The organism is Stenotrophomonas pavanii, from assembly GCF_900101175.1.
GTDB classification, from domain to species: domain Bacteria; phylum Pseudomonadota; class Gammaproteobacteria; order Xanthomonadales; family Xanthomonadaceae; genus Stenotrophomonas; species Stenotrophomonas pavanii.
The window spans coordinates 47,799-72,791 of the sequence record NZ_FNFQ01000001.1; the positions used below are offsets into that span (position 1 = coordinate 47,799).

Here is a 24,993-nt window from a genome sequence, read left to right on the forward strand (position 1 = left end):
TGCCCGCCCGCATGGATTTCCGGCATCGGTTCACTACCAATGCCAGAATCAGGAATCATCTCGATACAGCGTGCGGGATGTAGAGTCGCCTGGGTAGAGTCAACTGGGTAGAGTCGACTGTTAGTCGACTGCTTTTCTCCCCCACGCTGGAAAGCCCGCGCTTCGCGCGATAGTCGACTAACAGTCGACTCTACCCAGCCGGTTGTACCCTGTCGGCCCTATCTGGGCAGCGCATAGGCCATCACGTAATCGCCGTTCGGGGTTTCCATGAAGTGATGGCCGCCGGCCATGATCACCACGTACTGGCGCCCCCCCTGCTCGTACACCATCGGCGTGGCCTGCCCGCCGGCAGGCAGCGTGGCGTGCCACAGCTCCTTGCCCGTCTTCAGGTCGATGGCGCGCAGCAGGTCATCGGTAGCGGCGGCGATGAAGATCAGTCCGCTGGCGGTCACCACCGAGCCGCCATTGTTCGGCGTGCCGATCTCGATCGGCAGGCCGGAACGGATGCCGAACGGTCCATTGCCGCGTGCACTGCCAAACGGACGGTCCCACAGCAGCTTGCCGGTACGCAGATCGATGGCACGGATGCCGCCATAGGGCGGCTGCTTGCACGGCAGGCCGGTGAACGGCAGCCGCCAGCCAGCGTTGACCTGGATGCCATACGGCGTGCCCATCTGCGGATCGCCGGCGCCCTCGCCACCGCCCCTGTCGGCACGGATCTTCTCGCGCGGCAACCAGCCCAGCCGGTCGGCTTCAGCACGTGGCACCAGCCGGTTGTAGTTGGGCATGTCGTTGTAGTTGGCCACGATCATACCGCGACGCGTGTCGATGGACACGCTGCCCCAGTCCGAACCGCCGTTGTAGCCGGGGTATTCGATGGAATGGCGATCACTGCTCGGCGGCGTGTAGATGCCTTCGTAGTACGCCTTGCGGAACTGGATGCGGCAGACCAGCTGGTCGATCGGAGTGATGCCCCACATGTCACGCTCGGTCAGGTCATGCTCCCGACGCAGCGTGTGGTACAGCGAGAAAAGCTGCGTGGGAGAACGCTGTTCGGGTTCGACGCCGCCCACCGGTACCTTGCGCTCTTCGGCGGCGGTCAGCAGCTGGCCGTTGCGGCGGTCGAGGATGTACAGGTCCCCCTGCTTGGTCGGCAGCAGGAGCGCCGGCACCTTCCCGGCCGCTGTCGGATAGTCGATCAGGCTGGCCTGCGAGCCCAGGTCGTAGTCCCACACGTCCTTGCGCACGGCCTGGAAATGCCAGACCGGCTTGCCGGTGGCCACATCGAGCGCCACCAGCGAGGTCGAATAGCGATTCTGGCTTTCGGTACGCGAGCCGCTCCAGTAGTCGCCTGCGGAGTTGCCCAGCGGCAGATAGACCAGCCCCAGTGCTTCATCACCGGTGGCGGTGGTCCACATGTCCGGCGTGCCGCGCGTGTAGGTCTGCTCGCGCGGCGGCAGCCCGCTGCGCTCTGGCCGGTCCATGTCCCATGTCCAGCGCAGCTTGCCGGTGATCGCGTCGTAGGCCTGGATCACGCCCGAAGGTGCATCCCGGCGCTGTCCATCCAGCACCTGGTGGCCGGTGACGATCACGCCGCGCACGATGGCCGGCGGCGAGGTGATCGACACATAGCCCGGTGGCACCTCGCCCATGCCCAGGGTGATGTCGACCTGGCCGTTGTTGCCGAAATTTGCACAGGGGTGGCCACTGTCGGCATCCACCGCGATGATGCGGCCATCCAGCGTGCCTTCGATGATGCGGGCCGAACAGGCCGGACGACTGCCCGGTGCGGCGCTGCGGCTGACGCTGGGCGGCGGCTCGGGCAGGGCCAGATCGGCAGCGACGTCGGCCAGCACCGCATCGGCGAAGGTCGGTGTGGCGGGTTGCTCGTAATAGCTCACGCCGCGACAGGCGGCGGTGTAAGGAATCGAAGCATCCCGCACCTTCGGGTCGAACCGCCACAGTTCCTTCCCCGTGGCGGCATCGAGCGCGATCAGGCGATTGCGCGCGGTGCACAGATAGAGGCGGTCACCGATCTTCAGCGGCGTGGTTTCCGCGCCCCAGCGCTTCTTCGGCAGGTCACCGGTGCGGAACTGCCAGGCCGGCTGCAGCGTAGCCACGTTGGCCGGAGTGATCTGCTGCAGCGGCGAATAACGGGTGGCCGCATTGCTGCGGCCCCACGCCGGCCAATCGCCCGCGGCAGGCTGGTCGGCCGGCTGCAGGCCGGTGGTATCGCGCGTGGGTTCCAGTCCGGCGCTGGCCGCGCTTTCGGGGAACGGCTGCTGCCCGTCCACTTCGCCGTGCGGCGCGAAGGCCAGGCCAAAGGCGCACACGAACACCAGCATCAGCACGCCGGCCACGCTGCGCGACAGGCGCCTGGAGACCGGTTCGCGCAGGGTCGGCGCCAGCAGTGCCAGCACGATGCCGAGCACCGTCACCAGGCCCAGCCGCGGCACCCAGCGCCAGTAGTCACTGCCCGATTCCCACCAGGTCCACAGCAGTGTTCCGATGAACACCAGCGCATACAGCAGCGCTCCGCTGCGACGGTTGCCAAACAGCAGGAGGCCACTGGCCAGCAGGCCGAGTCCGGCGATGGCGTAGTACGCCGAGCCGCCAAGGCTGAGCAGCCACGCGCCGAGCCCGCCGATGACCAGGCCGAGCAGGACCAGCAGCAGCGACAGCACGGTGACCAGGGGATGCCGGGAGGCACGGACGGGAGCGGGAGCGGACTGCGGCGTGGCGGACATCGTCGATCTCCGGGGGCAGCATGCGCCGTTATCCCACCGCCAACGTGAAGCGCGCGCGCACGGGCGGCATCCGGATACGACGACGCCGGCACAGGGCCGGCGTCGTCGGGTACCTCAGGCTCGCGGCAGGATCAGTCCTGCGCGGCGTCCTCGCTGCTGGCAGCGGCCGGGGCGCCGTCGGTCGTGGCCGGGGCCGCCACGGCCACCTCGTCCTCGTCCTCGTCGATCGAGGCGTCCATGCGCTCCACCGCCTGCAGCTTCTCATCCTTGGACAGGCGGATCAGGGTGACGCCCTGGGTGTTGCGGCCGACGCGGCTGATTTCCGAACCACGCGTACGCACCAGGGTCCCGCCATCGGAGATCAGCAGGACTTCGTCGCTGGAGCCCATCAGCACTGCGGCGACCAGCTTGCCGTTGCGCTCAGTGGTCTGGATGCCGATCACACCCTGCGTGCCACGCCCCTTGCGCGGGTAATCCGGCAACGGGGTGCGCTTGCCATAGCCGTTCTCGGTGGCGGTGAGGATGTACTGCACGCTGCTGTCATCGGCGCCGTCGATCACCGCATCAGCGCTGGCCGCGGCGTCCTCGACACCATTGTCGTCCTCGTTCTCGTCCTCGATGCCACCGGCACTCTCGGCCACGATCAGGCTGACCACTTCCTCGCCCGGCGGCATCTTGATGCCGCGCACGCCGGTGGCGGTACGGCCCATCGAGCGGACCTTGTCCTCACCGAAGCGCACGGTCTTGCCGTTGGAGGCGAACAGCAGGATGTCGCGCTCGCCGTCGGTCAGGCCGACGCCGACCAGGGCATCACCCTCGTCGAGGTTGATCGCGATCTTGCCGCGGGCCAGGCGGAAGGCGAACTCGCCCAGCGGGGTCTTCTTGACCGTGCCGTTCCGGGTGGCGAAGAACACGAACTGGCCATCGGCGTATTCGCGCACCGGCAGCACGGCCTGCACGCGTTCGCCCGGCTCCAGCGGGATCCAGTTGATGATCGGACGGCCGCGGGCGTTGGAACCGGCTTCGGGCAGCTGGTAGACCGGCAGCCAGAACACCTTGCCCGAACTGGTGAAGGTCAGCAGCGTGTCATGCGTGTTGACCAGCCACAGCTGTTCGATGAAGTCCTCTTCCTTGGTCGCCGCCGCGCTGCGGCCACGCCCGCCGCGGCGCTGTGCGCGGTAGGCACTGACCGGCTGGCGCTTGACGTAGCCGGCGTGCGACAGCGTGACCACCACGTCTTCCGGCGCGATCAGGTCGAGGATGTCCAGGTCCTCTTCGCTGTGGCGGATCTCGGTGCGGCGCTCGTCGCCGAACTCGGCCTTGACGTTGACCAGTTCCTCGCGGATCACCTGCAGCAGGCGGTCGGGATCTTCCAGGATGTGGATCAGCCCGGCGATCACTTCCAGCAGTTGCTTGTACTCGTCGGTCAGGCGGTCCTGCTCCAGCCCGGTCAGGCGGTGCAGGCGCATTTCCAGGATCTGGGTGGCCTGGATCTCGGTCAGCTGGTAGCCGCCCTCGATCAGGCCCACGCCCTTGGGCAGGTCTTCGGGACGCGAGGCTTCGGCACCGGCGGCACCCAGCATCGCACCGACCAGGCCGGGCTCCCACACGCGTGCCAGCATGCGCTCGCGCGCTTCGTTCGGGTTCGGCGAGGTCTTGATCAGTTCGATCATCTCGTCGATGTTGGCCAGCGCGACGGTCAGGCCTTCCAGCACGTGGGCACGGGCGCGCGCCTTGCGCAGCTCGAACACGGTGCGGCGGGTGACCACTTCGCGGCGGTGGCGAACGAACGCCTCCAGCATCTGCTTGAGGTTCATCAACTGCGGGCGGCCATCGACCAGCGCCACCATGTTGATGCCGAACACCGATTCCATCTGCGTCTGCTGGTACAGGTTGTTCAGCACAACCTCGGCAGATTCACCGCGCTTGATCTCGATGTAGATGCGCATGCCGTCCTTGTCGGACTCATCGCGCAGCTCGCTGATGCCTTCGATCTTCTTTTCCTTGACCAGCTCGGCGATCTTCTCGATCAGACGCGCCTTGTTCACCTGGTAAGGAATTTCAGTGACGATGATCGACTCGCGGCCGTTGTCGGCCACTTCGATGTCGGCCTTGGCACGGATACGCACGCGGCCACGGCCGGTGCGGTAGCCGGCGACGATGCCGGCGGTGCCGTTGATGATGCCGGCAGTCGGGAAATCCGGGCCCGGGATGTACTCCATCAGGCCGTCGACATCGATTTCCGGGTTGTCGATCAGCGCGATGCAGGCATTGATCGACTCGCTCAGGTTGTGCGGCGGGATGTTGGTCGCCATGCCCACCGCGATACCGGCCGAACCATTGACCAGCAGGTTCGGGAACCGGGTCGGCATGACCGTCGGCTCCAGTTCCTTTTCATCGTAGTTGGGCTGGAAATCGACGGTTTCCTTGTCGATGTCGGCCATCAGCTCATGCGCCAGGCGCGACATGCGCGCCTCGGTGTATCGCATCGCCGCAGCGGAGTCGCCGTCGATCGAACCAAAGTTACCCTGGCCGTCGACCAGCATGTAGCGCAGCGAGAACGGCTGTGCCAGGCGCACCAGCGTGTCGTACACCGACTGATCGCCATGCGGGTGGTACTTACCGATGACGTCACCGACGATACGCGCCGACTTGAAGTAGGGCTTGTTGCTGTGCGCGTTGAGTTCGTTCATCGCGTACAGCACGCGACGATGCACCGGCTTGAGGCCGTCGCGCGCATCCGGCAGCGCGCGCCCCACGATCACGCTCATCGCGTAATCGAGGTAGCTCTTGCGCATCTCGTCTTCCAGGTTGACCTGGATGATTTCCTTGGCGGTTTCTGCCATTCGGGTTCCGTTGTCTGGTAGCGGTCCAGTCCGGCGCAGCCCTCTGCGGGAGGGGGGTCGCGCCGGAACCTCGATTCAACCTGTGGATACTACCACAACGGGCTGTTTTCCGCCTGCCTTTACGGGGATTTTACCGGCACAAATCAGGAACTTAGGGGGTTGCCGGCCAGCGGCCGGCACTACCGGGGCGGCGGTCGCGCCGCCCTCCCCTGCGCCTCAGCCGCCGAAGGCGGCGCGCATGTTCTCGGCGGTCGGGTTCAGGATCACCCCGCGCTCGGTCACGATGGCGTCGATCAGCTCGCCCGGGGTGACGTCGAACACCGGGTTCCAGGCGGCAATGCCCTCGGCGACGGTGCGGGTGCCGCCCACGCCGTACAGCTCGCCCGGATCACGCTGCTCGATCTCGATCTGGCTGCCGTCCACGGTCTCCATGTCCACGGTCGAGGACGGCGCAACCACCATGAACTTGACCCCGTGGTGGCGGGCGGCGATGGCCAGCTGGTAGGTGCCGATCTTGTTGGCGGTGTCACCATTGGCGCAGATGCGGTCCGCGCCCACGATCACCCACTGCACGGCGCCGGTCTTCATCAGGTGCGAGGCGGCCGAATCGGCGATCAGGGTGGCGTCGATTCCATCCTGCTGCAGCTCCCACACCGTCAGGCGCGCGCCCTGCAGCCACGGCCGGGTCTCGCCGGCGAAGACGCGGGCGATGCGGTGCTGGGCCATGCCGGCACGGATCACGCCCAGCGCGGTGCCGAAGCCTGCGGTGGCCAGCGAGCCGGTGTTGCAATGGGTCAGCACGCCGCTGCCGGCCTCGATCAGGCCGGCGCCCAGCGCGCCCATGTGGCGGTTGGCGGCCAGGTCTTCCTCGGCGATGGCCTGCGCTTCGGCCTCCAGCAGTGCCTTCCAGTCGGCGCCGGCGGCGTGCAGGCAACGGCGCATGCGCGCCAGCGCCCACGCCAGGTTGACTGCGGTCGGGCGCGAGGCATTGAGCCGCTGCAACGCCGGTTCCAGCTGCTGCAGGGCGTGCGCACCGTCGGCGGCCTGCACCCCGCGGGCGGCCAGCACCACGCCCCAAGCGGCGGCGATGCCGATGGCCGGCGCGCCGCGCACGGTCAACGCATGGATGGCGCTGGCAACCTCGTCGCTGTCATGGCAGACCACATGCTCGACCACGAACGGCAGCTTGCGCTGGTCCAGCAGTTGCAGGGCATCGCCGGTCCACAGGATCGGGCGGATGTGGTCATAACGGGCGTAGTCGATGTCGGAGGCAGTGTTCATGGGCCCATTGTAGGGCCACGCCCGGCAGCGTTGGAGCCCGCCCGGGCTCAATTCACCGAGAATTCGGCGCGGCAGCCGCCGTCCACCCAGATGCCGTTGCGGCTCCAGCCCCAGGTACTGCCTTCCTCGCACGGCGTGCTCGACAGCTGCTCGGACACGACCGCGCCAACGGAGATGCTGGCGCCGCAGAAACGCCGCTTCTTCGATTTCGATTCGCAGGTCAGGCGACGCGGCATGTCGACGAAGCGGCCATCATCGTCGGCCACTTCGAAATCGCCCTGGCAACCGCGGCTGGTCCAGATCTCATTGCGCTTGTAGCCCCACCCCTGCCCCTCGCGGCATGGCAGCACCGACAGCTGGCGCAGCAGGCGCACGGGGGCGCCATCCAGGCGCACCGGGCAGCTCTGCGGACGGCCATTGGATTCGCAGCGCACCACGCGGCGCACCAGCCGCTTGCCGGCGCTGTCCGCAGGCGGGGCCGCGCCCGCTGCGCGCCGGGCGCGGAACTCGGCCCGGCAGCCCAGGGTGACCCAGACGCCACTGCGGTCAGTGCCCCACTCGCTGCCACGGATGCAGCTGTTGCTGGACAGCTGGCGCACCAGGTCGACGCCGTTGGCGACCTCGATATCGCAGTGCACCCAGCCCATGTCGCGCGATTCGCAGGTCACCACTTCGCCGTCGTAGCCCACCTGCTGGGCCGACGCCGGCGACGGCAGCCAGGCACCCCAGAGCGCAATGGAGTACACCGGTGCCGCAACAACCGCGAACCACTTGACCAAAGCCTTCCCCACCAGGAATGGATGAACTGCATGCCAGTGTCCGGCATTGGCCGTGATAAGAGCATCATCCTGCTTACCGACGCAAGCGCGCAGGAGCGTCGATCCGTTCAGCCTCCGGTGTTCAGAAAGGCGCGACGGTCACGCGTGGGCGAAGTCGAATGCCAGCACGTCGGCAATGCGCGGCGTGCGGTTCATCGCCATCAGCAGGCGATCAACACCCACCGCCACGCCGGCACAGGCGGGCATCGACGGCAACGCCGCCAGCAGCGCCTCATCCAGCGCCGGCTGCACCTGCCCGCGCGCATGGCGTCGCTGCTGGTCGCGCAGGAAACGGCTGCGCTGCTCGTCGGCATCGTTCAGTTCGTGATAGCCGTTGGCCAGCTCCACTGCGCCCAGGTACAGCTCGAAACGTTCAGCCAGCGGCGGCGTACCCTCGCGGATGCGTGCCAGTGCCGCCTGGCTGGCCGGCCAGTCATGCACCACGGTCATCACCGCGTCATCGAACTGCGGCTGGATACGGTGGGTCATCAGCAGGTCCAGCCAGTCATCGCGGGTCAGCCCGACCGGGTCGATATGCACGTCGCCGAGCGCGGCGCGCAACGCAGCCTCGTCAGCCTCGAACGGGTCCACGCCGACATGCTGCTGGAACAGCTCGCGGTAGCTCAGCACGCGCAGGGTTGCACGGCGCCCGACCAGGGCCAGCGCCTGGCTGACCAGCTCGGCGGTTTCCTGCACCAAGCGGTGGTGGTCCCAGCCGACTCGATACCACTCCAGCATGGTGAATTCCGGATTGTGGCGGCCACCCGCTTCGCCGTTGCGGAACACGCGGCCCAGTTCATAGCAGTCGCCAACGCCAGCGGCGAGCAGGCGCTTGAGCGGATACTCCGGGGACGTGCGCAACCAGCGACGGCGGCCACCGGCGTCGACGTGGCCGCTGAAGTCGGTATGGAAACTGTCGATGTTCGGCTCGGTGTTGCCCGCGACCGACAGGATCGGCGTTTCCACTTCCAGCACATCACGCTCGGCGAAGAAGCGGCGCACCAGCGCATTGAGCGCGGCACGCTGCCGCAGTGCACGCAGCAGGGCTTCGCTCACAGGATGCCCTCCGGGCGCGGATGGTCCAGGGGCAGGGTCAGCAGGTCACGGGTGTCGTCGATGTAGCCGCTGGCCAGGTACAGGCGGCGGGCCAGTTCGTTATGGTGGTTCACTTCCAGGCGCAGGCGGCTGACCCCACGCCCACGTGCCCGCTGCTCGCAGATCGCCAGCGCCTGCTTGCCACGTCCACGCCCACGTGCGCGATGGCTCAGGTACAGCTCGTCCAGCAGCATGAAATGCCCGCCCTGCTCCAGGCTGAAGCCCATCGCGATCACCGCATAGCCGACCACTTCAGCCGCCTCGTCCAGCCACAGCAGCACTTCACCGTTGCGCGGGTCGGCCAGCAACGCATCCACGCCGCGGCGCACACGCTCGTCGTCGAAGTCGATCCGGTCTTCGGCGTAGAACTCGCGCATCAACGCGATCAGCCGTTCCTCGTCGGCACGGGTGGCCAGGCGGAAATCGAGCGGGGCGGTCTGCATGGGTACTCCTTTGTATTTCATGCCGGGTGCACGGGCGCCCGGCGGAATCGTCATTCGTGTTCGGCAAGGTAGGCCAGCAGGCGATCCTCATCCCAGACCGGCACGCCCAGTGCTTGCGCCTTGTCCAGCTTGGAGCCGGCCTCGGTGCCGGCAACCACGAAGCTGGTCTTCTTCGACACGCTGCCGGAGACCTTGGCGCCCAGTGCCTCCAGGCGCTCCTTGGCCACATCGCGGGTGAGCTGGGCCAACGTGCCGGTCAGCACCACGGTCTGCCCATCCAGCGGACCCGCCACGATCTCCGCCAGCGCCGGCGCCTTGGCCAGGATCTCCCGCATCGCCTTCTCGGCGGCCAACAGCATCGCACCATGGCCCTCGGCGTCCAGCCAGGCGGCCAGGCCGCGCGCGGTGTCGTCCGGCAGACCGGCGTTGACGAACTGGCCGTGCTCCGCATCGAGCACGGACTGCGCGCTGGGAAGCGCCGCTGCCAGCTTCTCCGCACGCAGGCGGGTGATGCCGGGGATCTCGGCCTCGACCAGCAGCTGCGCCAGATCCAGCCCCTCGCGCAGCCGGGCGCTGGGCGCATGAACGTCACTGATGCGCACCTGGCCGACCTGCAGCAGGTCGTCGATGGCCTGCTGGTTGCCCGGCTGCTCGAAGAAATGGCCGAGCGAACGGGCCACTTCGCCGCCGATGTCCGGCACGCGCTTGAACAACGGCCACGGCAGATGGCGGATCAGCTCCAGGTCACCGAACCACTGCGCCAGCGCCTTGGCCGTGCTCTCGCCGACGTGCTCGATGCCCAGTGCGAACAGCAGGCGCTCAAGCGTGGCGGCGCGGCTGGCGTCGATTGCAGCGATCAGGTTGTCGGCCCACTTGGTGGCGATCTTTCTGGTGTTCCATTCGAAGCTGGCCGGCTGCGCCAACGCCTGTGCGCGCCAGCCCGGATCGTTGCCGTCCAGCCTGAGCACCGCCGTGAGCACTGCACCACTGCCCTCGGCAGGCAGGTGCGGCTTCAGCGCGGCCGCGAGCGCGGATGGGTCTTCAGCATCCAGCACCAGCTTCAGGTGCAGCAGCTGGTCGCGATTGAGGCGGTAAAGATCAGCCACGCTGGTGACGATGCCGGCGTCGACCAGGGTTTCGATGTACTTGTCACCGAGGCCATCGATGTCCATCGCGCGCCGCGACGCGAAATGGGCGATGGCTTCCTTGCGCTGCGCCGGGCAGGACAACTCACCGGAACAGCGCCACGCCGCGGCACCTTCCTCGCGCACGATCTCCGAGCCGCAGACCGGGCAGCGCGTCGGCATCTGCCAGGGCGTGGTGCCCTGCGGGCGGCGGTCGAGGATGACGCTGACCACTTCCGGGATCACATCGCCGGCGCGGCGCACGATCACGCTGTCGCCGACGCGCACGTCCAGGCGCGCGATCTGGTCGGCGTTGTGCAGGGTGGCGTTGGATACGATCACGCCGGCGACCGCCACCGGGGCCAGCCGCGCGACCGGCGTGGCAGCGCCGGTGCGGCCGATCTGGATCTCGATCGCTTCGACGGTGGTGCTCTGCTCCTGCGCCGGGAACTTGTGCGCGATGGCCCAGCGTGGCGCACGCGAAACGAAGCCCATCGCCTGCTGGCCAGCGCGGTCATCGAGCTTGTAGACCACGCCATCGATGTCGAACGGCAGGCCGTCACGCTGTTCGCCGATCATGCGGTAATAACCGAGCAGGCCGTCGGTGCCTTCCACGACCTGGCACAGCGCGCTGACCGGAAAACCCCAGGCGCCGAGCTGGGCCAGCGTGCCAGAATGGGTGTCCGGCAGTTCGCCGCCCTGCACTTCGCCGGTGCCGTAGGCGAAGAAGCTCAGCCTGCGCTGCGCGCTGATCTTCGGGTCGAGCTGGCGCAGCGAACCGGCCGCCGCGTTGCGTGGATTGGCCAGCACCTTGCCGCCCTGCTGGCGCGCACGTTCGTTGTAGGCCTCGAAGTCGGCGCGGGCCATGTAGACCTCGCCACGCACCTCCAGCACGTCCGGCCAGTCCTTGCCGTGCAGGCGCTTGGGAATATCGCCGATCTCGCGCAGGTTGGCGGTCACGTCCTCGCCGGTCGTGCCATCGCCGCGGGTCGCCCCGAGCACGAAGTGCCCATCCTCGTAACGCAGGCTGATCGCCAGGCCATCCATCTTCGGCTCGGCCGAGAACCGCAGGCTGCGACGGCCCAGGCGCTCGTCGATGCGGCGCACGAAATCAGCCACCTCTTCGTCGTTGAAGGCATTGGAGAGCGACAGCATCGGCACCGCGTGGCGCACTTCGGGGAAGCGGCCGGAGGGGCGTGCACCGACCTGCTGGGTCGGGCTGTCGGCACGGGCCAGTTCCGGGTGTTCGCGCTCCAGCGTTTCCAGCTCGCGCACCATCCGGTCGTAGTCGATGTCGGGGATCTCCGGCGCGTCCAGCTCGTGGTAGGCGCGGTTGGCCTGGGCGATCTGCCGGCGGAGGACGTCGGCGCGTTCGGCGGGGCTGGGGCTCATCGGGATCCGGTGGTTCTGGGATGGCCGGGGATTCTACCGCGCCCGGCCGTCAGGCCCTGTAATGCCGCCGCTTCTGCAGCTTGCCGCCCCACCCCTGCCGGCGCTAGCGTGCGACGGTCGCCCCTCGGAATCCTGCCCGTGACCCTGCCTGCTTCCCGTCGACGCTTCCTGCAACTGGCCGGCGCCGGCCTCGCCGTCGCCGGTACCGGGCTGGCGCAGCCCGGCCATGCCCAACCCGCGACAGCCGCCCGCACCGCTGCTGCCGAAGGTGCGGTGCTGCTGAATTTCAACGAGTGCCCCTACGGGCCCTCCCCCGCGGCCCAACAGGCGGCACGCGACAGCATCGCCGGGTGCGGTCGCTACCGCTTCGCGCTGGCCGGCCAGGTACGCGATGCCTTCATCGAACAGGCGCGCATCCCCGCTGATCACGTGCGCCTCTATCCGGGCTCCAGCGAACCGCTGAACCGTGCCGCCGTGCTGTGGACCGGCCCGCAGTCGGGACTGGTGGTGGCCGACCCGACCTTCGAGACGCTGGGCGAGGTGGCCGCCGCACGAGGCGCGCACGTGCAGAAGGTGCCGCTGCGCGACGACGGTGCACATGACCTGCGCGCGATGGTCGCCGCCGCACATGCCCGGCCGACCGGGCTGCTGTATGTGTGCAATCCGAACAACCCGACCGGTTCGATCAGCGCACCGGATGAGCTCGCCTGGCTGATGGCCCACAAGCCCGCCTCCACCCGCGTGCTGGTCGACGAGGCCTACCTGCAGTACAGCGAGCAGCCCAGCCTGATCGCGCAGGTGGCACAGCGCGACGACCTGATCGTGCTGCGCACGTTCTCCAAGCTGTACGGCATGGCCGGCCTGCGCCTGGGCGTGGCAGCGGCCCATCCCGACCGCCTGCGCGAGCTGGCCGGGCTGGGCGACAATCCGCTGCCGGTGCCGGCCCTGGCCGCTGCACTGGCCAGCCTGCGCGACCCGCAGCTGATCCCGCAGCGACGCCTGCAGAATGCAAGGGTGCGGCAGGCCACCATCGCCTGGCTCGGCAAGCGTGGCTTCAGCTGCGTGCCCTCGGAGGCGAACTGCTTCGTGGTCGATGTGCAGCGCGATGGCAGCGCGTTCGCCAAGGCCATGGCCGACAACGGCGTGGTGATTGGACGCAGCTGGCCGATCTGGCCGCAGCGCGTGCGCGTGACGGTCGGCACCGAAGGCGAGATGGCCGCGTTCCGCCGGGCGTTCGCCAAGGTGGCCGGCGTACCGGCGTGACCCTGATGGTGGGGGCGAACCTTGGTTCGCCCTATCCACGCATGGCGTGGATCGACCGTTGTGAGTGCCGACCGTTGTGGTCGGCACACCGAAGAAATGCCCTTACCAGCGCGGGGTCTTGGTCAGCGGCGGTGCCTGGTGCTGGCGATCGTAGGCGCGCAGCTCGTCACGGATGTGTGCGATGCGCTGGCGCCCCAGGGCATTGCGGCTGTCGTCCAGCACCACGCCATCGAGCAGCTCGGCCATGCGCTGCACGGTGGGCAGCATCTTCTCCCAGGCGTCCAGCGCGGTCAGCGGCGCTGGGAGCGTCAGGAAGAAGGCAATGGCCGGGGTTTCCATGGCGCGGATGTTGGCCATGTCGAAGCTGCCCGGCTTCATGATGCTGGCCATCGAGAAGATCGGGCCGCGTTCGGGGTGGCCTTCCACCAGGCGGTGGAACACGTTCATGTGGCCGAACACCAGGCCGGTCTTTTCCGCCGCCACCACGATGTCTTCACCGCGCAGCTGCTCGCCGGCCCGGGCGGCCACGAACAGCGAGACGATCTTGTCGAAGTCCTGGGTGGTGCGCTTGCCAAGGTCGCTGGCCGCGGCCGGGTCGGTGTCGGCCAGGCCAAGCTCGGCCTGCTCCCCCTCCCCGCCCATGCCCGGCTCGACGCGGCCATCGGCCACGACGACGCCATCGTCGCCCAGCACCGGCTCACGGCGCTCGCCGCTGGTCGGCTCCGCGCTTTCCACGCGGCGCCCCTGGGGCTTCTTCTTCGGACGGCCAAACAGGAAGATCGCGGCGATCAACAGCAGGCCGGCGGCCAGGATGCCGATGCGCAACAGTGCCGTGTCGGACATTCGATAGGTTCTCCGGCTAGTTCATTCAGGTAACTAGGATGGCACGTCAGGCCGCGCCCGCCAATCGCGCGGCTTCTTCCAGGTCCACGCTCACCAGGCGGCTGACGCCCGGCTCGCGCATGGTCACGCCCGAGAGCTGGTGCGCCGCCTCCATCGTCGCCTTGTTGTGGCTGACGAACAGGAACTGCACCTTCTCGCTCATTTCCTTGACCATGTTGGCCAGGCGACCGACGTTGGCTTCGTCCAGCGGTGCGTCCACCTCGTCCAGCAGGCAGAACGGCGCCGGATTCAGCTGGAAGATGGCAAACACCAGCGCCACGGCGGTCATCGCCTTCTCGCCGCCGGACAGCAGCGAGATGCTGGACACGCGCTTGCCCGGCGGGCGCGCCATGATGGTCACGCCGGTATCGAGCAGGTCTTCACCGGTCAGCTCCAGGTAAGCATGGCCGCCACCGAACAGGCGCGGGTACAGCGCCTGCACGCCGGCGTTGACGCGGTCGAAGGTGTCCTTGAAGCGGCCGCGGGTCTCGCGATCGATCTTGCGGATCGCGTCTTCCAGGGTTTCCAGCGCGGTGGTCAGGTCCGCGTGCTGCGAATCCAGGTAATCCGAACGCTGCGAAGCCTCGCCGTACTCGTGGATGGCTGCAAGGTTGACCGGCTCCAGCCGGCGCATGCGTGCGTCGATCTGATGCACGGCCTGCTCCCAGTCGCCCAGGCGCGCATCCTCGGGGAGTGCGTTGAGCACGTCCTGCAGCACGAAGCCGGCCTTTTCCACCGCCGCCTGCAGGGTGTCGGCGCTGAGCACCAGTGCCTGCTGGTCCAGCTTGCGCTGCGAAATCCGCTCGCGCTGGGCCAGCGCCTGTTCGTCGCGCTGGTGGCGGGTCTGCTCGTAGTTGCGCAGCTCGGCGTCGATGCCGTCCAGCAGCGTCCGCGCCTCGGTCAGCACGCGGTCGGCGCGCACGCGCTCTTCCAGCGCGTTCTGGTGTTCGGCCTGCAGCGCTTCGACCGGCGAGTCACCTTCGTCCAGCTGCGAGTGCAGCTCGCCCAGTCGCGAATCCAACTGCCCACGCTGGGTGCCCATGCGCTCCAGCGCCTGGCTCAACGAGGCCAGCTGCGCGCGCTGTGATTCCAGGGTCAGTGCCAGCGCATGCGAGCGCTCGCGCACCGCACGGGCGGCATCGCGGGCCAGGTCGCGGGCCTCGGTCAGCTGGCGGCGCTCGCCCTCCAGCCGCTGCCGGGTCGACTCCAGGTCACCCATGCTGCTGACCGCGTTCTCCAACCGCGAGCGCGCTTCGCGCGCCTGCTCGTTGTTGGCTTCAATCGTTTCCTGCAGCTGCTTCAGCTCGCCTTCGATGCGGTCAATGCGCGTGCGTGCAGCCTCCACCTTGCCCTGCTGGCCCTGCAACTGGCCGGCCAGTTCGGACACCGCGCGATGGGCCTGGTAGAGCGCGCGCTGCGCGTCCTCGCGCTGCTGTTCGGCCGCCTGCAGCTGCTCGCGGAAACCGGCCAGCTGGTCTTCCAGTTCGGCCTCGTGGTCCTGCAGCTGTTCGATCTGCTCGCGCAGTTCCTGGATCTCACGTTCGCGCAGCAGCGCGCCCTGCTCGGCGGCACCGGAGCGCGACACGCGCAGCCAGCCCCGGCCCAGGCGCTCGCCGCTCTGTGTGATGATCGAATCGCCTTCGGGCAGGCTGGCCTGCAGCGCCTTCGCCTCGGACAGGTCGCGGGCCGCATGCAGGTGTGCCAGCAGCCGACGGATCGCCGCCGGGCCACGCACGCGTGCGGCCAGCGAGGTGGGTGCAACCTTCAGTTCGGCATCGTCGTTGGCGACCAGCGCGAGGTGGCCGTCGCCCAGCTCGCCAAGCGCGTCGACCAGGCTGGCCGGGTCATCGACCAGCACGCCTTCGATCAACTGGCCGAGCGCGCTCTCCACCGCGTTTTCCCAGCCGGCATCCACGTCCAGGCGCTCGCCGACGCGCGCCGCCGAATCCAGCCCGCGCGCCTTCAGCCAGGCGACGGCCGCGCCCTGCTCCTGGCCCAGCGCGGCCTGCTGCAGGGTTTCCAGCGAGGCCAGGCGGCCGCGCAGGCCGTTGGCCTGCTTGCGCAGTTCGGCCAGTTCGTTCTGGCCATTGCGCTGCTGTTCCTGCACGGCTGCCACGCCCTGCTTGCGCAGCTCGACGTCTTCGCTCAGTTCATCCAGCGCGGCCTTCTGCGTGTCGTGCTGCAGGTGCAGCTGCTCGAAGGATTCCTCCAGCGCGTCCACGTCCAGCCCGGCGCGCTCGGCGGCCAGGGCTTCACGACGCCGGTCGGCATCGAGGATCTGCTTGTCGAGGTAGTCCACGCGCGTGCGCTCGACATCGCCGGCGCGCGAGGCCTCCGAACTCTGCGAGGTGTGCTGTTCCCAGCGCTGCTGCCAGCTGGCCAGCCGTTCTTCGGCCTCGCGCAGGCTTTCCTGCTTGATTTCGTTCTCTTCCTGCAGGGCTTCCAGCTGCGGGGTGGCGGCCTCCACCGCCTCGCGCAGCACGCTCAGCCTAGCCTCGTCGCCGCTGATGTGCTGGCCCAGTTCGGCCAGCGCCTGCTGCGTTTCATCGCGCGCCTTGTGCAGGCGCTGCGACAGCTCGCGCTGGTGCTGGATCTGCTGTTCCAGGCGCGCCAGCGTACTGCCGACCTGGTAGACCGCCGCCTGCGCGGTATTGAGCGCGTCGGCAGCCTCTTCGCGCCGCGCGCGCGAGGTTTCGATGCGGGCTTCGGCATCACGCTGGTCGGCAATCAGCTGCTGCAGCCGCGTTTCTTCCTGCGACAACCCTTCGCGCAGCTTGGACAGGCGTCCGTCGAGGCCGCGGAATTCCAGCGCCTTCCACTCGGCGTCCTTGACCCGGCGCTCTTCCTGCAGGGCCTGGTACTGCTCGGCCTGCTTGGCCTGGCGCTTGAGGTGCTCCAGCTGCTTGCTGATCTCGTCGCGCAGGTCGCCCAGCCGGTCCAGGTTCTCGCGGGTGTGGCGGATGCGGGTCTCGGTTTCCTTGCGGCGCTCCTTGTACTTGGAGATGCCGGCTGCCTCTTCCAGGTACACACGCAGGTCTTCCGGGCGCGCCTCGATGATCTGGCTGATCATGCCCTGCTCGATGATCGAGTAGCTGCGCGGGCCCAGGCCGGTGCCGAGGAACAGGTCGGTGATGTCGCGGCGGCGGCACTTGGTGCCGTTGAGGTAGTAGTTGCCGGTACCGTCGCGGCTGACCGTGCGCTTGACCGAGATTTCGTTGAACGAGGCGTACTCGCCGGAGATCGTGTGGTCGGAGTTGTCGAAGATCAGCTCGACCGTGGCCTGCGACACCGGCTTGCGGGCATTGGAACCGGAAAAGATCACGTCGGTCAGCGAGTCGCCGCGCAGGCGGCTGGCCGAGCTCTCGCCCATGACCCAGCGCACGGCGTCGATGATGTTCGACTTGCCGCAGCCATTGGGCCCCACCACGCCGGTCATGTTGGTCGGCAGGTGAAGGGTGGTCGGATCGACGAACGACTTGAAGCCGGACAGCTTGATCGTGGAAAGACGCATAGGGGTTCCGGACTGGGGCCGGCAAGCGGCCTGCGTTTACCCTCCAAGTCATTGATCCTGCTGGGATCGATGCCCGTGGATCGGGTGTGACGCCCTGAGTATACCGATGTAGCCGTGTTCTACGAATGGGCGTGGAACATTGTCCAGCCCCACCCCGCCGGCCAGACGTGGCCCGACGCCACGAAACGGAGCCATAAAACAAAACGGGCACCCTTGCGGGCGCCCGTTCTGCGGTGATGCCAGGCCTTGCGGCGTGGGATCAGGCTTCGGCGACGACGACGACCTTGACGGTGGTCTCGACGTCGGCGTGCAGGTGGATCAGCACGTCGTACTCGCCGATGTTGCGGAAGGCGCCTTCGCCCAGGATGACTTCGCTCTTGCTGACCGGCAGGCCGGCAGCGGTGAAGGCATCGGCGATTTCGCGGGCGCCGACCGAGCCGTACAGCTTGCCTTCGGTCGAAGCGTTGGCCGGGATGGTCACGCTCGCGCCGTCCAGCTTGGCCTTGCGGGCGTCAGCTTCGGCGTGGATGGCCTGGGCCTTGGCTTCGTATTCGGCGCGCTTGGCTTCGAACTCGGCCTTGTTGCTCTCGGTGGCCGGCACGGCCTTGCCCTGCGGCACGAGGAAGTTACGGCCGTAGCCCGGCTTCACGTCGACCAGGTCGCCCAGGTTGCCGAGGTTGGTGACTTTCTGCAGGAGGATCAGCTGCATGGTATTGCTCCAGATAAGTTATTCGTTAGCGAGGCGATGCCCCGCAACAAAGGCTGTCCGAATAGCTGGCACAGCGGGGGCGGCACCGGGCCGCCCCGCCGGGCATCAGACGTCGTGGTTGTCGGTGTACGGGATCAGGGCCAGGAAGCGAGCGCGCTTGACGGCGGTCGCCAGCTGGCGCTGGTACTTCGACTTGGTACCGGTGACGCGGCTCGGCACGATCTTGCCGTTCTCGGTCAGGTACTGGCGCAGGGTGTTGAGATCCTTGTAGTCGATCTCCTTCACACCTTCAGCCGTGAACTTGCAGAACTTGCGGCGACGGAAGAACTTGGACATGGGAAGGCTCCTTAGGCGGCGGAAGCGGCGTCGTCGCCGGCTTCGTTGTCAGCGGTGGTGGTGGACTCGCCTTCTTCGTCGTCACGACGACGGCGCTCACCGCGCTCCGGCTTGTCACCCTTCTCGTCCTTGCTCTTCATGATCAGCGACTGCTCGGTGTCAGCCTCGTCACGCTTGATGACCAGGTTGCGCAGCACGGCGTCGTTGAAGCGGAAGCTCTCGGTCAGTTCGTTCAGAACGGCCTGGTCGGCTTCGATGTTCATCAGCACGTAGTGGGCCTTCACCAGGTTCTGGATCGGGTACGCCAGCTGGCGGCGGCCCCAGTCTTCCAGACGGTGGATGGTGCCGTTGCCGTTCTCGACCAGCGACTTGTAGCGCTCGATCATGGCCGGGACCTGCTCGCTCTGGTCCGGGTGGACCATGAACACGATTTCGTAATGACGACTCATGTTTTTTCTACCTTTCGGATGTGGCCTTGCGGCCGGACAGCCCCCCGCCGTTGAGACCGCGGTGGGGCAAGGGTTCCCGCCAGGGAGGCAGGAAGCCGCGTATTATGGCGCAGATGGGGTTGCCGGGCAACCGGTGGGTCACCTGGCGCCCTGAACCGGGGGCGGGCGCCCAGCCAAGCCGGGTGGGGCGCCACCAGAACGATCAGGTCCCGCCGGGCCCTCAGGCCTTGTCGGCGTCGGTGGTGAAGCTCTCGCCGCAGCCACACTCGGCGGTGGCGTTCGGGTTGCTGAACGTGAAGGTCTCGCTCAGGCCGTGCTTGCCGAAGTCGATCACCGTGCCGTCCACCAGCGCCAGGCTCTTGGCGTCGACGTAGATCTTCACGCCGTCCTGCTCGAACACGGTATCGCCCTCGCGCTCATCGCGGGCCAGGTCGGTCACGTGGCCCCAGCCGGAACAGCCGGTCTTGGTCACGCCGAAACGCAGGCCCAGCGCGCCGGGGGTCTGGGCGACGAAGCGCTGCACGCGCTCGAAGGCAATGGGGGTCAGGCTGACGGCCATGGGGACTACTCCAGAGATACAGGGACATTATAAGGAGCCGTTGCCGCGAAAAATGCCTCGCAAGCGGAACGCTGCAACCGGTAAACTCCCGTGTTCACAGATCGAGTCGATCAGCAGAGGATTCAAGTCATGACGGTGGTCAGCGTTGAACATGCGCTTGCCGGGAAGATCCCGGAAGGCGGCGAAGTCACGGTACGCGGATGGGTGCGCACGGTGCGCGGTTCAGCGAATCTGGCCTTCGTGAATGTGAGCGACGGCTCCTGCTTCGCCCCGATCCAGGTGGTGGCCAACGACAGCCTGGGCAACTTCGACGAGATCAAGCGCCTGACCAGCGGCTGTTCGGTCATCGCCACCGGCACCCTGGTGAAGTCGCAGGGCAAGGGCCAGTCGTTCGAGATCCAGGCCAGCACGCTGGAGGTGGTCGGCTGGGTCGAGGACCCGCTGACCTACCCGATCCAGCCCAAGCCGATGTCGCCGGAATTCCTGCGCGAAGTGGCCCACCTCCGCCCGCGCACCAACCTGTTCGGGGCGGTCACCCGCATCCGCAACTGCCTGGCCCAGGCCGTGCACCGCTTCTTCCACGAGAACGGCTTCAACTGGATCAGCACCCCGATCATCACCACCTCCGACGCCGAAGGCGCCGGCCAGATGTTCCGCGTGTCCACCCTGGACATGGTGAACCTGCCGCGTGACGAGAAGGGCGCGATCGATTTCAGCCGCGACTTCTTCGGCAAGGAAACCTTCCTGACCGTGTCCGGCCAGCTGAACGTCGAGGCCTACTGCCTGGCGCTGAGCAAGGTCTATACCTTCGGTCCGACCTTCCGCGCCGAGAACAGCCACACCACCCGCCACCTGGCGGAGTTCTGGATGATCGAGCCGGAAATCGCCTTCGCCGACCTGGCCGAAGACGCGCGCCTGGCCGAAGAGTTCCTGAAGTACCTGTTCCGCGCGGTGCTGAACGAACGCAGCGACGACCTGGCCTTCATCGCCGAGCGCGTGGACAAGAACGCGATCACCAAGCTGGAAGACTTCATCAATGCGCCGTTCGAGCGCATCGACTACACCGATGCGGTCAGCCTGCTGCAGAAGTCCGGCAGGAAGTTCGACTTCCCGGTCGAATGGGGCCTGGACCTGCAGACCGAGCACGAGCGCTGGCTGACCGAGGAACATGTCGGGCGCCCGGTGGTGGTGACCAACTACCCGGAGCACATCAAGGCCTTCTACATGCGCCTGAACGACGACGGCAAGACTGTCGCCGCGATGGACGTGCTGGCCCCGGGCATCGGCGAGATCATCGGCGGCAGCCAGCGCGAAGAGCGCCTGGACGTGCTGGACGCGCGCATGGCCCAGTTCGGCCTGGACCGCGAGCACTACAGCTGGTACCGCGATTTCCGCCGCTACGGTTCGGTGCCGCACGCGGGCTTCGGCCTGGGCTTTGAGCGCCTGGTGGTGTACGTCTGCGGCCTGTCCAACATCCGCGATGCGATCCCCTACCCGCGCGCCCCGGGCAGCGCGGACTTCTAAGCCCCACACGACCACGGAGGTGCTGCCCCCATGACCCTGTTCTTCGCCCTCTGTTTCGTCGGCGTTGCAGTGGCCGGGTTCAGTGCCTTCGTGATCTTCTGGCCGCTGACCCTGGTGCACGTGCGCGACCGCCATCCGGCGCTCGCCGAGCGCTTTGGCAGCGGCGCCTTCCTCAAGCCCGATGCCCTGGCCTGGCTGCTGCGCCGTGATTATCGCCAGCAACCGGACCGCTCGCTGTCCGGGCTGGCGACGCCGGCCTGGGTATCGCTGCTGACCCTGCTGGCCGGACTGGGCATGGCCGCCCTGCTCTGGCTGGCCTCGCTCTGGTAACGCATCCATGAATGACATCTCCGTCTCGCGCGACAGCTGGTGGCTGGCCAGCCTCGGCAACACCCTGATCTGGGCGCGCCTGCGCGTGCGCCCGGCCGGCACCGCCGAAGTGCTCGACAGCGATGGCAATACGCTGAGTTATGACAGCGAAGACACCGCGCGTTCGCAGCTGTTCGACGCCGAATTCGTCGAGTACGACGGCCTGGACGAGGAAGACGCGCTGGTGCGCGGCTTCAGCCTGCACGAAGTGCAGCCGCCGCAGGCCGACAGCGACGAGGGCCTGCGTGGCCGCATGATCCAGTCGCTCGGCGGGCGCGCCTGACCCTGGCATGTTCACCCCGCGCGCCTTCGCCGAGACCGACCTGCTCTGGCTGGACCGCCTGCTGGCACGCGACCCGTTCGTCACCGTGCTCACGACCGGCGGCGATGGCCTGCCAGAGCTGACCCGGATGCCGGTGCTGTACCGGCGTGACGGCGATCGCATCGAACTGTGCGGGCATTGGGCCCGCGCCAACCCGCAGTCGCGCCACCGCGGCACCGCCAAGGTGCTGGTCGATGGACCGCACGGCTATGTTTCGGCCAGCTGGTACCCGGACAAGGAGCCTGCTGCGCGGGTGCCGACCTGGAACTATGCGGCTGCCGAGCTGCGCGGCCAGCTGCACACGTTCGACGATGCCGGTGCGCTGGCTGAACTGGTCGGCGCGATCAGCGACCGTTTCGAAGCCAGCGTCGGCCAGGCCTGGCGGTTCGATGCCGCGCGCGCCGAACACGGCCCGGAGCTGCGCGCCATCGTCGGCTTCCGCTTCCAGGTTGAACACGTACAGCTGAAGCTGAAACTCAGCCAGAACCATCCCGACGCCAACCAGCAGGCCGTGATCACCGCACTGGACGCGCTCGCCACCCCGTCCTCCCATGAGCTGGCGCAGTGGATGCGCTGGCACCGTGAACAGTCCGCCTCCAGCGGCTGATCACCTCAGCTTCCCGCGACAGCGCGACCAGAACGGCCGCGCCTTGCCACCACCCGACGCCAGGGATACCGCACATGAAAGACATCCACCGCCTGCTGCAGAACAACCGCGACTGGGCCGACCGCATCGCCAAGGAGGACCCTGAGTTCTTCCAGCACCTGTCCAAGCAGCAGCATCCGGAATACCTGTGGATCGGCTGCTCCGACTCGCGGGTGCCGGCCAACCAGATCATCGGCATGGCGCCGGGTGAGGTCTTCGTGCATCGCAACGTCGCCAACGTGGTGGCACACAGCGACCTGAACTGCCTGAGCGTGGTGCAGTACGCGGTGGACCAGCTGAAGGTGAAGCACATCCTGATCGTCGGCCACTACGGTTGCGGCGGCGTGCACGCCTGCCTGCACAATACCCGCGTCGGCCTGGCCGACAACTGGCTGCGTCATGTCGGCGACGTGGTGCAGAAGCACCAGGGCATCCTCGACGCGATCGAGGATGACGAGCTGAAGCACGCGCGCCTGTGCGAACTGAACGTGATCGAGCAGGTCGCCAACCTGTGCCGTTCAACCATCGTGGAGGACGCCTGGGCCCGCGGCCAGAAGCTGATGGTGCACGGCTGGGTCTACAGCCTGAAGAACGGCCGGGTCAGCGAGATGGGCATCGACGTCGGTGCACCGGAAGAGTTGAAACCGGCCTATGAAAAGGCGCTGTCCTTCGTGCCCCGCCAGGGCCGGCGCGACTGAACCCCCACGGACCACGACCATGCTCGCTTCGCCGATCAACCTGCACGCCTGGATCGAAGAGAACCGCCACCTGCTGAAGCCGCCGGTGGGCAACAAGATGATCGACAACGGCGATTTCATCGTGATGGTGGTCGGTGGGCCGAATTCGCGCACCGACTACCACTACGATGAAGGCCCGGAGTGGTTCTACCAGCTCGAAGGCGAGATGGTGCTGAAGGTGCAGGAGGACGGCGCGGTGCGCGACATCCCGATCCGCGCCGGCGAGATCTTCCTGCTGCCGGCCCGGGTGCCGCACTCACCGCGGCGCCCGCCCGGCGGCATCGGCCTGGTGGTGGAGCGCAAGCGCCTGCCGCACGAGAAGGACGGCGTGATCTGGCACTGCGAACGCTGCAACCACAAGCTGCACGAAGAGTTCTTCGCGCTGCAGAACATCGAGACCGACCTGCCCAAGGTGTTTGCGCGCTATCACGCCAGCCTGGAGCTGCGCACCTGCGGCCAGTGCGGGCACGTGGATCCGCTGCCGGCGCCAGCGGCGGGCTGAGCCAGCGAACGGTAGTTGCCCACCTTGGTGGGCGCTTTCTTGTACGTGCGCCAACCAAGGTTGGCGACTACCGGATCACGCGGCGCTGGTGCCCGGTCGGCTGCTACCGGGCCATGCCCCAGGCGCTACACTGGCGGTCCCGTTGCAGCCTGTTGCCCGACCATGTCCGACCTGCTCAGCCGCACCCATGCCATTGCCCTGGACGCCGCCGATCCACTGCGCCCACTGCGCAGTGAATTCCTGATTCCGCGCCATGGTGGCGGAGAGCAGACCTACTTCGTCGGCAATTCGCTGGGCCTGCAGCCGCGCGGCGCGCAGGCGGCGGTGCAGGAAGTGATGAAGCAGTGGGGCGAACTGGCCGTGGAAGGCCACTTCACCGGGCCGACGCAGTGGTTGTCGTACCACCGCCTGGTCAGCGCGCAGCTGGCCCGCGTGGTCGGCGCGCTGCCCAGCGAAGTGGTGGCGATGAACACGCTCAGCGTGAACCTGCACCTGATGATGGTCAGCTTTTACCGGCCGAGCACGCAGCGCCCGGTGATCCTGATGGAAGCCGGCGCATTCCCCACCGACCGCCACGCGGTGGAAGCACAGATCCGCTTCCATGGCTTCGACCCGGCAGAGTGCCTGGTGGAAGTGCAACCGGACGAAGGCAACGGCACGATCTCGCTGAACGCGATCGAACGTGCCATCGCCGAGCACGGCCCGCGCCTGGCGCTGGTGCTGTGGCCCGGTGTGCAGTACCGCACCGGCCAGGCCTTCGACCTCGATGCGATCACCCGCGCCGCCCGCCTGCAGGGCGCGCGCATCGGCTTCGACCTGGCGCATTCGGTGGGGAACCTGCCGCTGCGCCTGCATGACGTGGCCCCGGATTTTGCCGTGTGGTGCCACTACAAGTACCTCAACAGTGGCCCGGGGGCGGTGGCCGGGGCGTTCGTGCACGAGCGCCACCATCGCGACACCACCCTGCCGCGCTTTGCCGGCTGGTGGGGGCATGAGGAAGCCACCCGCTTCCAGATGGCGCCGCAGTTCACCCCGGCGATCGGTGCCGAAGGCTGGCAGTTGAGCAATCCGCCGATCCTCGGCCTGGCGCCCCTGCGGGCCTCGCTGGACCTGTTCGAGCGCGCGGGCATGGACGCACTGCGCAGCAAGTCGCTGGCGCTGACCGGCATGCTCGAAGCACTGGTGCGCGCGCGCCTGCCCCAGGTGCTGGACATCATCACCCCGGCCGACCCGCAGCGCCGCGGCTGCCAGTTGTCGCTGCGCGTGATCGGCGGCCGCGAACGGGGGCGTGCGCTGTTCGAACACCTGCGCGGCATCGGCGTACTGGGCGACTGGCGCGAACCCGACGTGATCCGCATCTCGCCCACCCCGCTCTACAACCGCTACCTGGACGTGCACCACTTCGTCGAGGAAGTGGAAGCCTGGGCAGGCCTTTGAG

General features: G+C 67.7%; 21 protein-coding genes. 8 read left to right on the forward strand and 13 right to left on the reverse strand.

The features are described from left to right. Nucleotides 1–218: 218 nt before the first annotated feature. The 7 genes from BLS66_RS00310 to ligA form a co-directional block, all read right to left on the reverse strand. A complete protein-coding gene (locus BLS66_RS00310) occupies nt 219–2,747 on the reverse strand; it encodes a membrane-bound PQQ-dependent dehydrogenase, glucose/quinate/shikimate family (protein ID WP_074724847.1) in 2,529 nt (842 codons plus the stop codon). 131 nt (nt 2,748–2,878) lie between these two features. Next, nucleotides 2,879–5,593, reverse strand: coding sequence for a DNA gyrase subunit A (gyrA, locus tag BLS66_RS00315; protein WP_057493202.1), 2,715 nt, complete (start codon nt 5,591–5,593; stop codon nt 2,879–2,881). Between the two features lie 216 nt (nt 5,594–5,809). Then, the gene (mtnA, locus tag BLS66_RS00320; protein ID WP_053460803.1) at nt 5,810–6,874 is read right to left on the reverse strand and encodes an S-methyl-5-thioribose-1-phosphate isomerase; all 1,065 of its coding nucleotides are present in this window, start codon (nt 6,872–6,874) and stop codon (nt 5,810–5,812) included. Between the two features lie 47 nt (nt 6,875–6,921). Next, nucleotides 6,922–7,653 carry a DUF3011 domain-containing protein gene (locus BLS66_RS00325; protein ID WP_049465856.1) on the reverse strand — a complete coding sequence of 244 codons (732 nt, stop codon included), beginning with the start codon at nt 7,651–7,653 and terminating at the stop codon, nt 6,922–6,924. Nucleotides 7,654–7,791: 138 nt separating this feature from the next. Continuing rightward, nucleotides 7,792–8,748 (reverse strand): EF-P lysine aminoacylase EpmA, encoded by a 957-nt coding sequence (gene epmA / locus BLS66_RS00330; RefSeq protein WP_057493204.1) that lies wholly within the window; start codon nt 8,746–8,748, stop codon nt 7,792–7,794. After that, nucleotides 8,745–9,230 (reverse strand): GNAT family N-acetyltransferase, encoded by a 486-nt coding sequence (locus BLS66_RS00335; RefSeq protein WP_074724848.1) that lies wholly within the window; start codon nt 9,228–9,230, stop codon nt 8,745–8,747. The genes epmA and BLS66_RS00335 overlap by 4 nt, the downstream gene beginning before the upstream one ends. Before the next feature lie 50 nt (nt 9,231–9,280). Next, nucleotides 9,281–11,752 carry an NAD-dependent DNA ligase LigA gene (ligA, locus tag BLS66_RS00340; protein ID WP_208596505.1) on the reverse strand — a complete coding sequence of 824 codons (2,472 nt, stop codon included), beginning with the start codon at nt 11,750–11,752 and terminating at the stop codon, nt 9,281–9,283. A 132-nt stretch (nt 11,753–11,884) separates the two neighbouring features. On the opposite strand from ligA, the gene BLS66_RS00345 reads away from it, so the two are divergent. Beyond that, nucleotides 11,885–13,009, forward strand: coding sequence for a pyridoxal phosphate-dependent aminotransferase (locus tag BLS66_RS00345; RefSeq protein WP_049465848.1), 1,125 nt, complete (start codon nt 11,885–11,887; stop codon nt 13,007–13,009). A 102-nt stretch (nt 13,010–13,111) separates the two neighbouring features. Here BLS66_RS00345 and zipA read toward each other — a convergent pair whose 3' ends face one another. The 6 genes from zipA to BLS66_RS00375 all read right to left on the reverse strand — a co-directional run bounded on the left by zipA (nt 13,112) and on the right by BLS66_RS00375 (nt 19,455). Next, entirely contained in the window at nt 13,112–13,852 is a 741-nt protein-coding gene (gene zipA, locus BLS66_RS00350; protein WP_057493205.1) for a cell division protein ZipA, read from the reverse strand. A gap of 46 nt (nt 13,853–13,898) precedes the next feature. Further along, nucleotides 13,899–17,402: a chromosome segregation protein SMC gene (gene smc, locus BLS66_RS00355; RefSeq protein ID WP_074724850.1), complete on the reverse strand. Its 3,504-nt coding sequence runs from the start codon at nt 17,400–17,402 to the stop codon at nt 13,899–13,901. Between the two features lie 259 nt (nt 17,403–17,661). Continuing rightward, nucleotides 17,662–18,111 (reverse strand): 50S ribosomal protein L9, encoded by a 450-nt coding sequence (gene rplI / locus BLS66_RS00360; RefSeq protein ID WP_043398478.1) that lies wholly within the window; start codon nt 18,109–18,111, stop codon nt 17,662–17,664. 105 nt (nt 18,112–18,216) lie between these two features. Continuing rightward, nucleotides 18,217–18,447, reverse strand: a complete 231-nt coding sequence (rpsR, locus tag BLS66_RS00365) for a 30S ribosomal protein S18 (protein ID WP_002804494.1) — start codon at nt 18,445–18,447, stop codon at nt 18,217–18,219. A gap of 11 nt (nt 18,448–18,458) precedes the next feature. Continuing rightward, nucleotides 18,459–18,896 carry a 30S ribosomal protein S6 gene (gene rpsF, locus BLS66_RS00370; protein WP_006452997.1) on the reverse strand — a complete coding sequence of 146 codons (438 nt, stop codon included), beginning with the start codon at nt 18,894–18,896 and terminating at the stop codon, nt 18,459–18,461. Between the two features lie 220 nt (nt 18,897–19,116). Beyond that, on the reverse strand, nt 19,117–19,455 hold the full coding sequence (locus tag BLS66_RS00375) for a HesB/IscA family protein (protein ID WP_049428383.1): 339 nt from the start codon (nt 19,453–19,455) through the stop codon (nt 19,117–19,119). A gap of 129 nt (nt 19,456–19,584) precedes the next feature. Here BLS66_RS00375 and asnS point away from each other — a divergent pair, with 129 nt between their 5' ends. The 7 genes from asnS (at nt 19,585) to kynU (ending at nt 24,992) form a co-directional block, all read left to right on the forward strand. Beyond that, nucleotides 19,585–20,979 carry an asparagine--tRNA ligase gene (gene asnS, locus BLS66_RS00380; protein ID WP_057493207.1) on the forward strand — a complete coding sequence of 465 codons (1,395 nt, stop codon included), beginning with the start codon at nt 19,585–19,587 and terminating at the stop codon, nt 20,977–20,979. A gap of 30 nt (nt 20,980–21,009) precedes the next feature. Continuing rightward, nucleotides 21,010–21,309 carry a hypothetical protein gene (locus BLS66_RS00385; RefSeq protein WP_005417403.1) on the forward strand — a complete coding sequence of 100 codons (300 nt, stop codon included), beginning with the start codon at nt 21,010–21,012 and terminating at the stop codon, nt 21,307–21,309. Between the two features lie 7 nt (nt 21,310–21,316). Further along, a complete protein-coding gene (locus BLS66_RS00390; RefSeq protein WP_049465843.1) occupies nt 21,317–21,631 on the forward strand; it encodes a hypothetical protein in 315 nt (104 codons plus the stop codon). Between the two features lie 7 nt (nt 21,632–21,638). Continuing rightward, nucleotides 21,639–22,277 carry an FMN-binding negative transcriptional regulator gene (locus BLS66_RS00395; protein WP_049465841.1) on the forward strand — a complete coding sequence of 213 codons (639 nt, stop codon included), beginning with the start codon at nt 21,639–21,641 and terminating at the stop codon, nt 22,275–22,277. Nucleotides 22,278–22,351: 74 nt separating this feature from the next. After that, the gene (gene can, locus BLS66_RS00400) at nt 22,352–23,014 is read left to right on the forward strand and encodes a carbonate dehydratase (protein ID WP_049465839.1); all 663 of its coding nucleotides are present in this window, start codon (nt 22,352–22,354) and stop codon (nt 23,012–23,014) included. 19 nt (nt 23,015–23,033) lie between these two features. After that, nucleotides 23,034–23,555 carry a 3-hydroxyanthranilate 3,4-dioxygenase gene (locus BLS66_RS00405; protein WP_074724851.1) on the forward strand — a complete coding sequence of 174 codons (522 nt, stop codon included), beginning with the start codon at nt 23,034–23,036 and terminating at the stop codon, nt 23,553–23,555. 162 nt (nt 23,556–23,717) lie between these two features. After that, nucleotides 23,718–24,992, forward strand: a complete 1,275-nt coding sequence (kynU, locus tag BLS66_RS00410; protein WP_074724852.1) for a kynureninase — start codon at nt 23,718–23,720, stop codon at nt 24,990–24,992. The last annotated feature ends 1 nt before the right edge of the window (nt 24,993 follow it).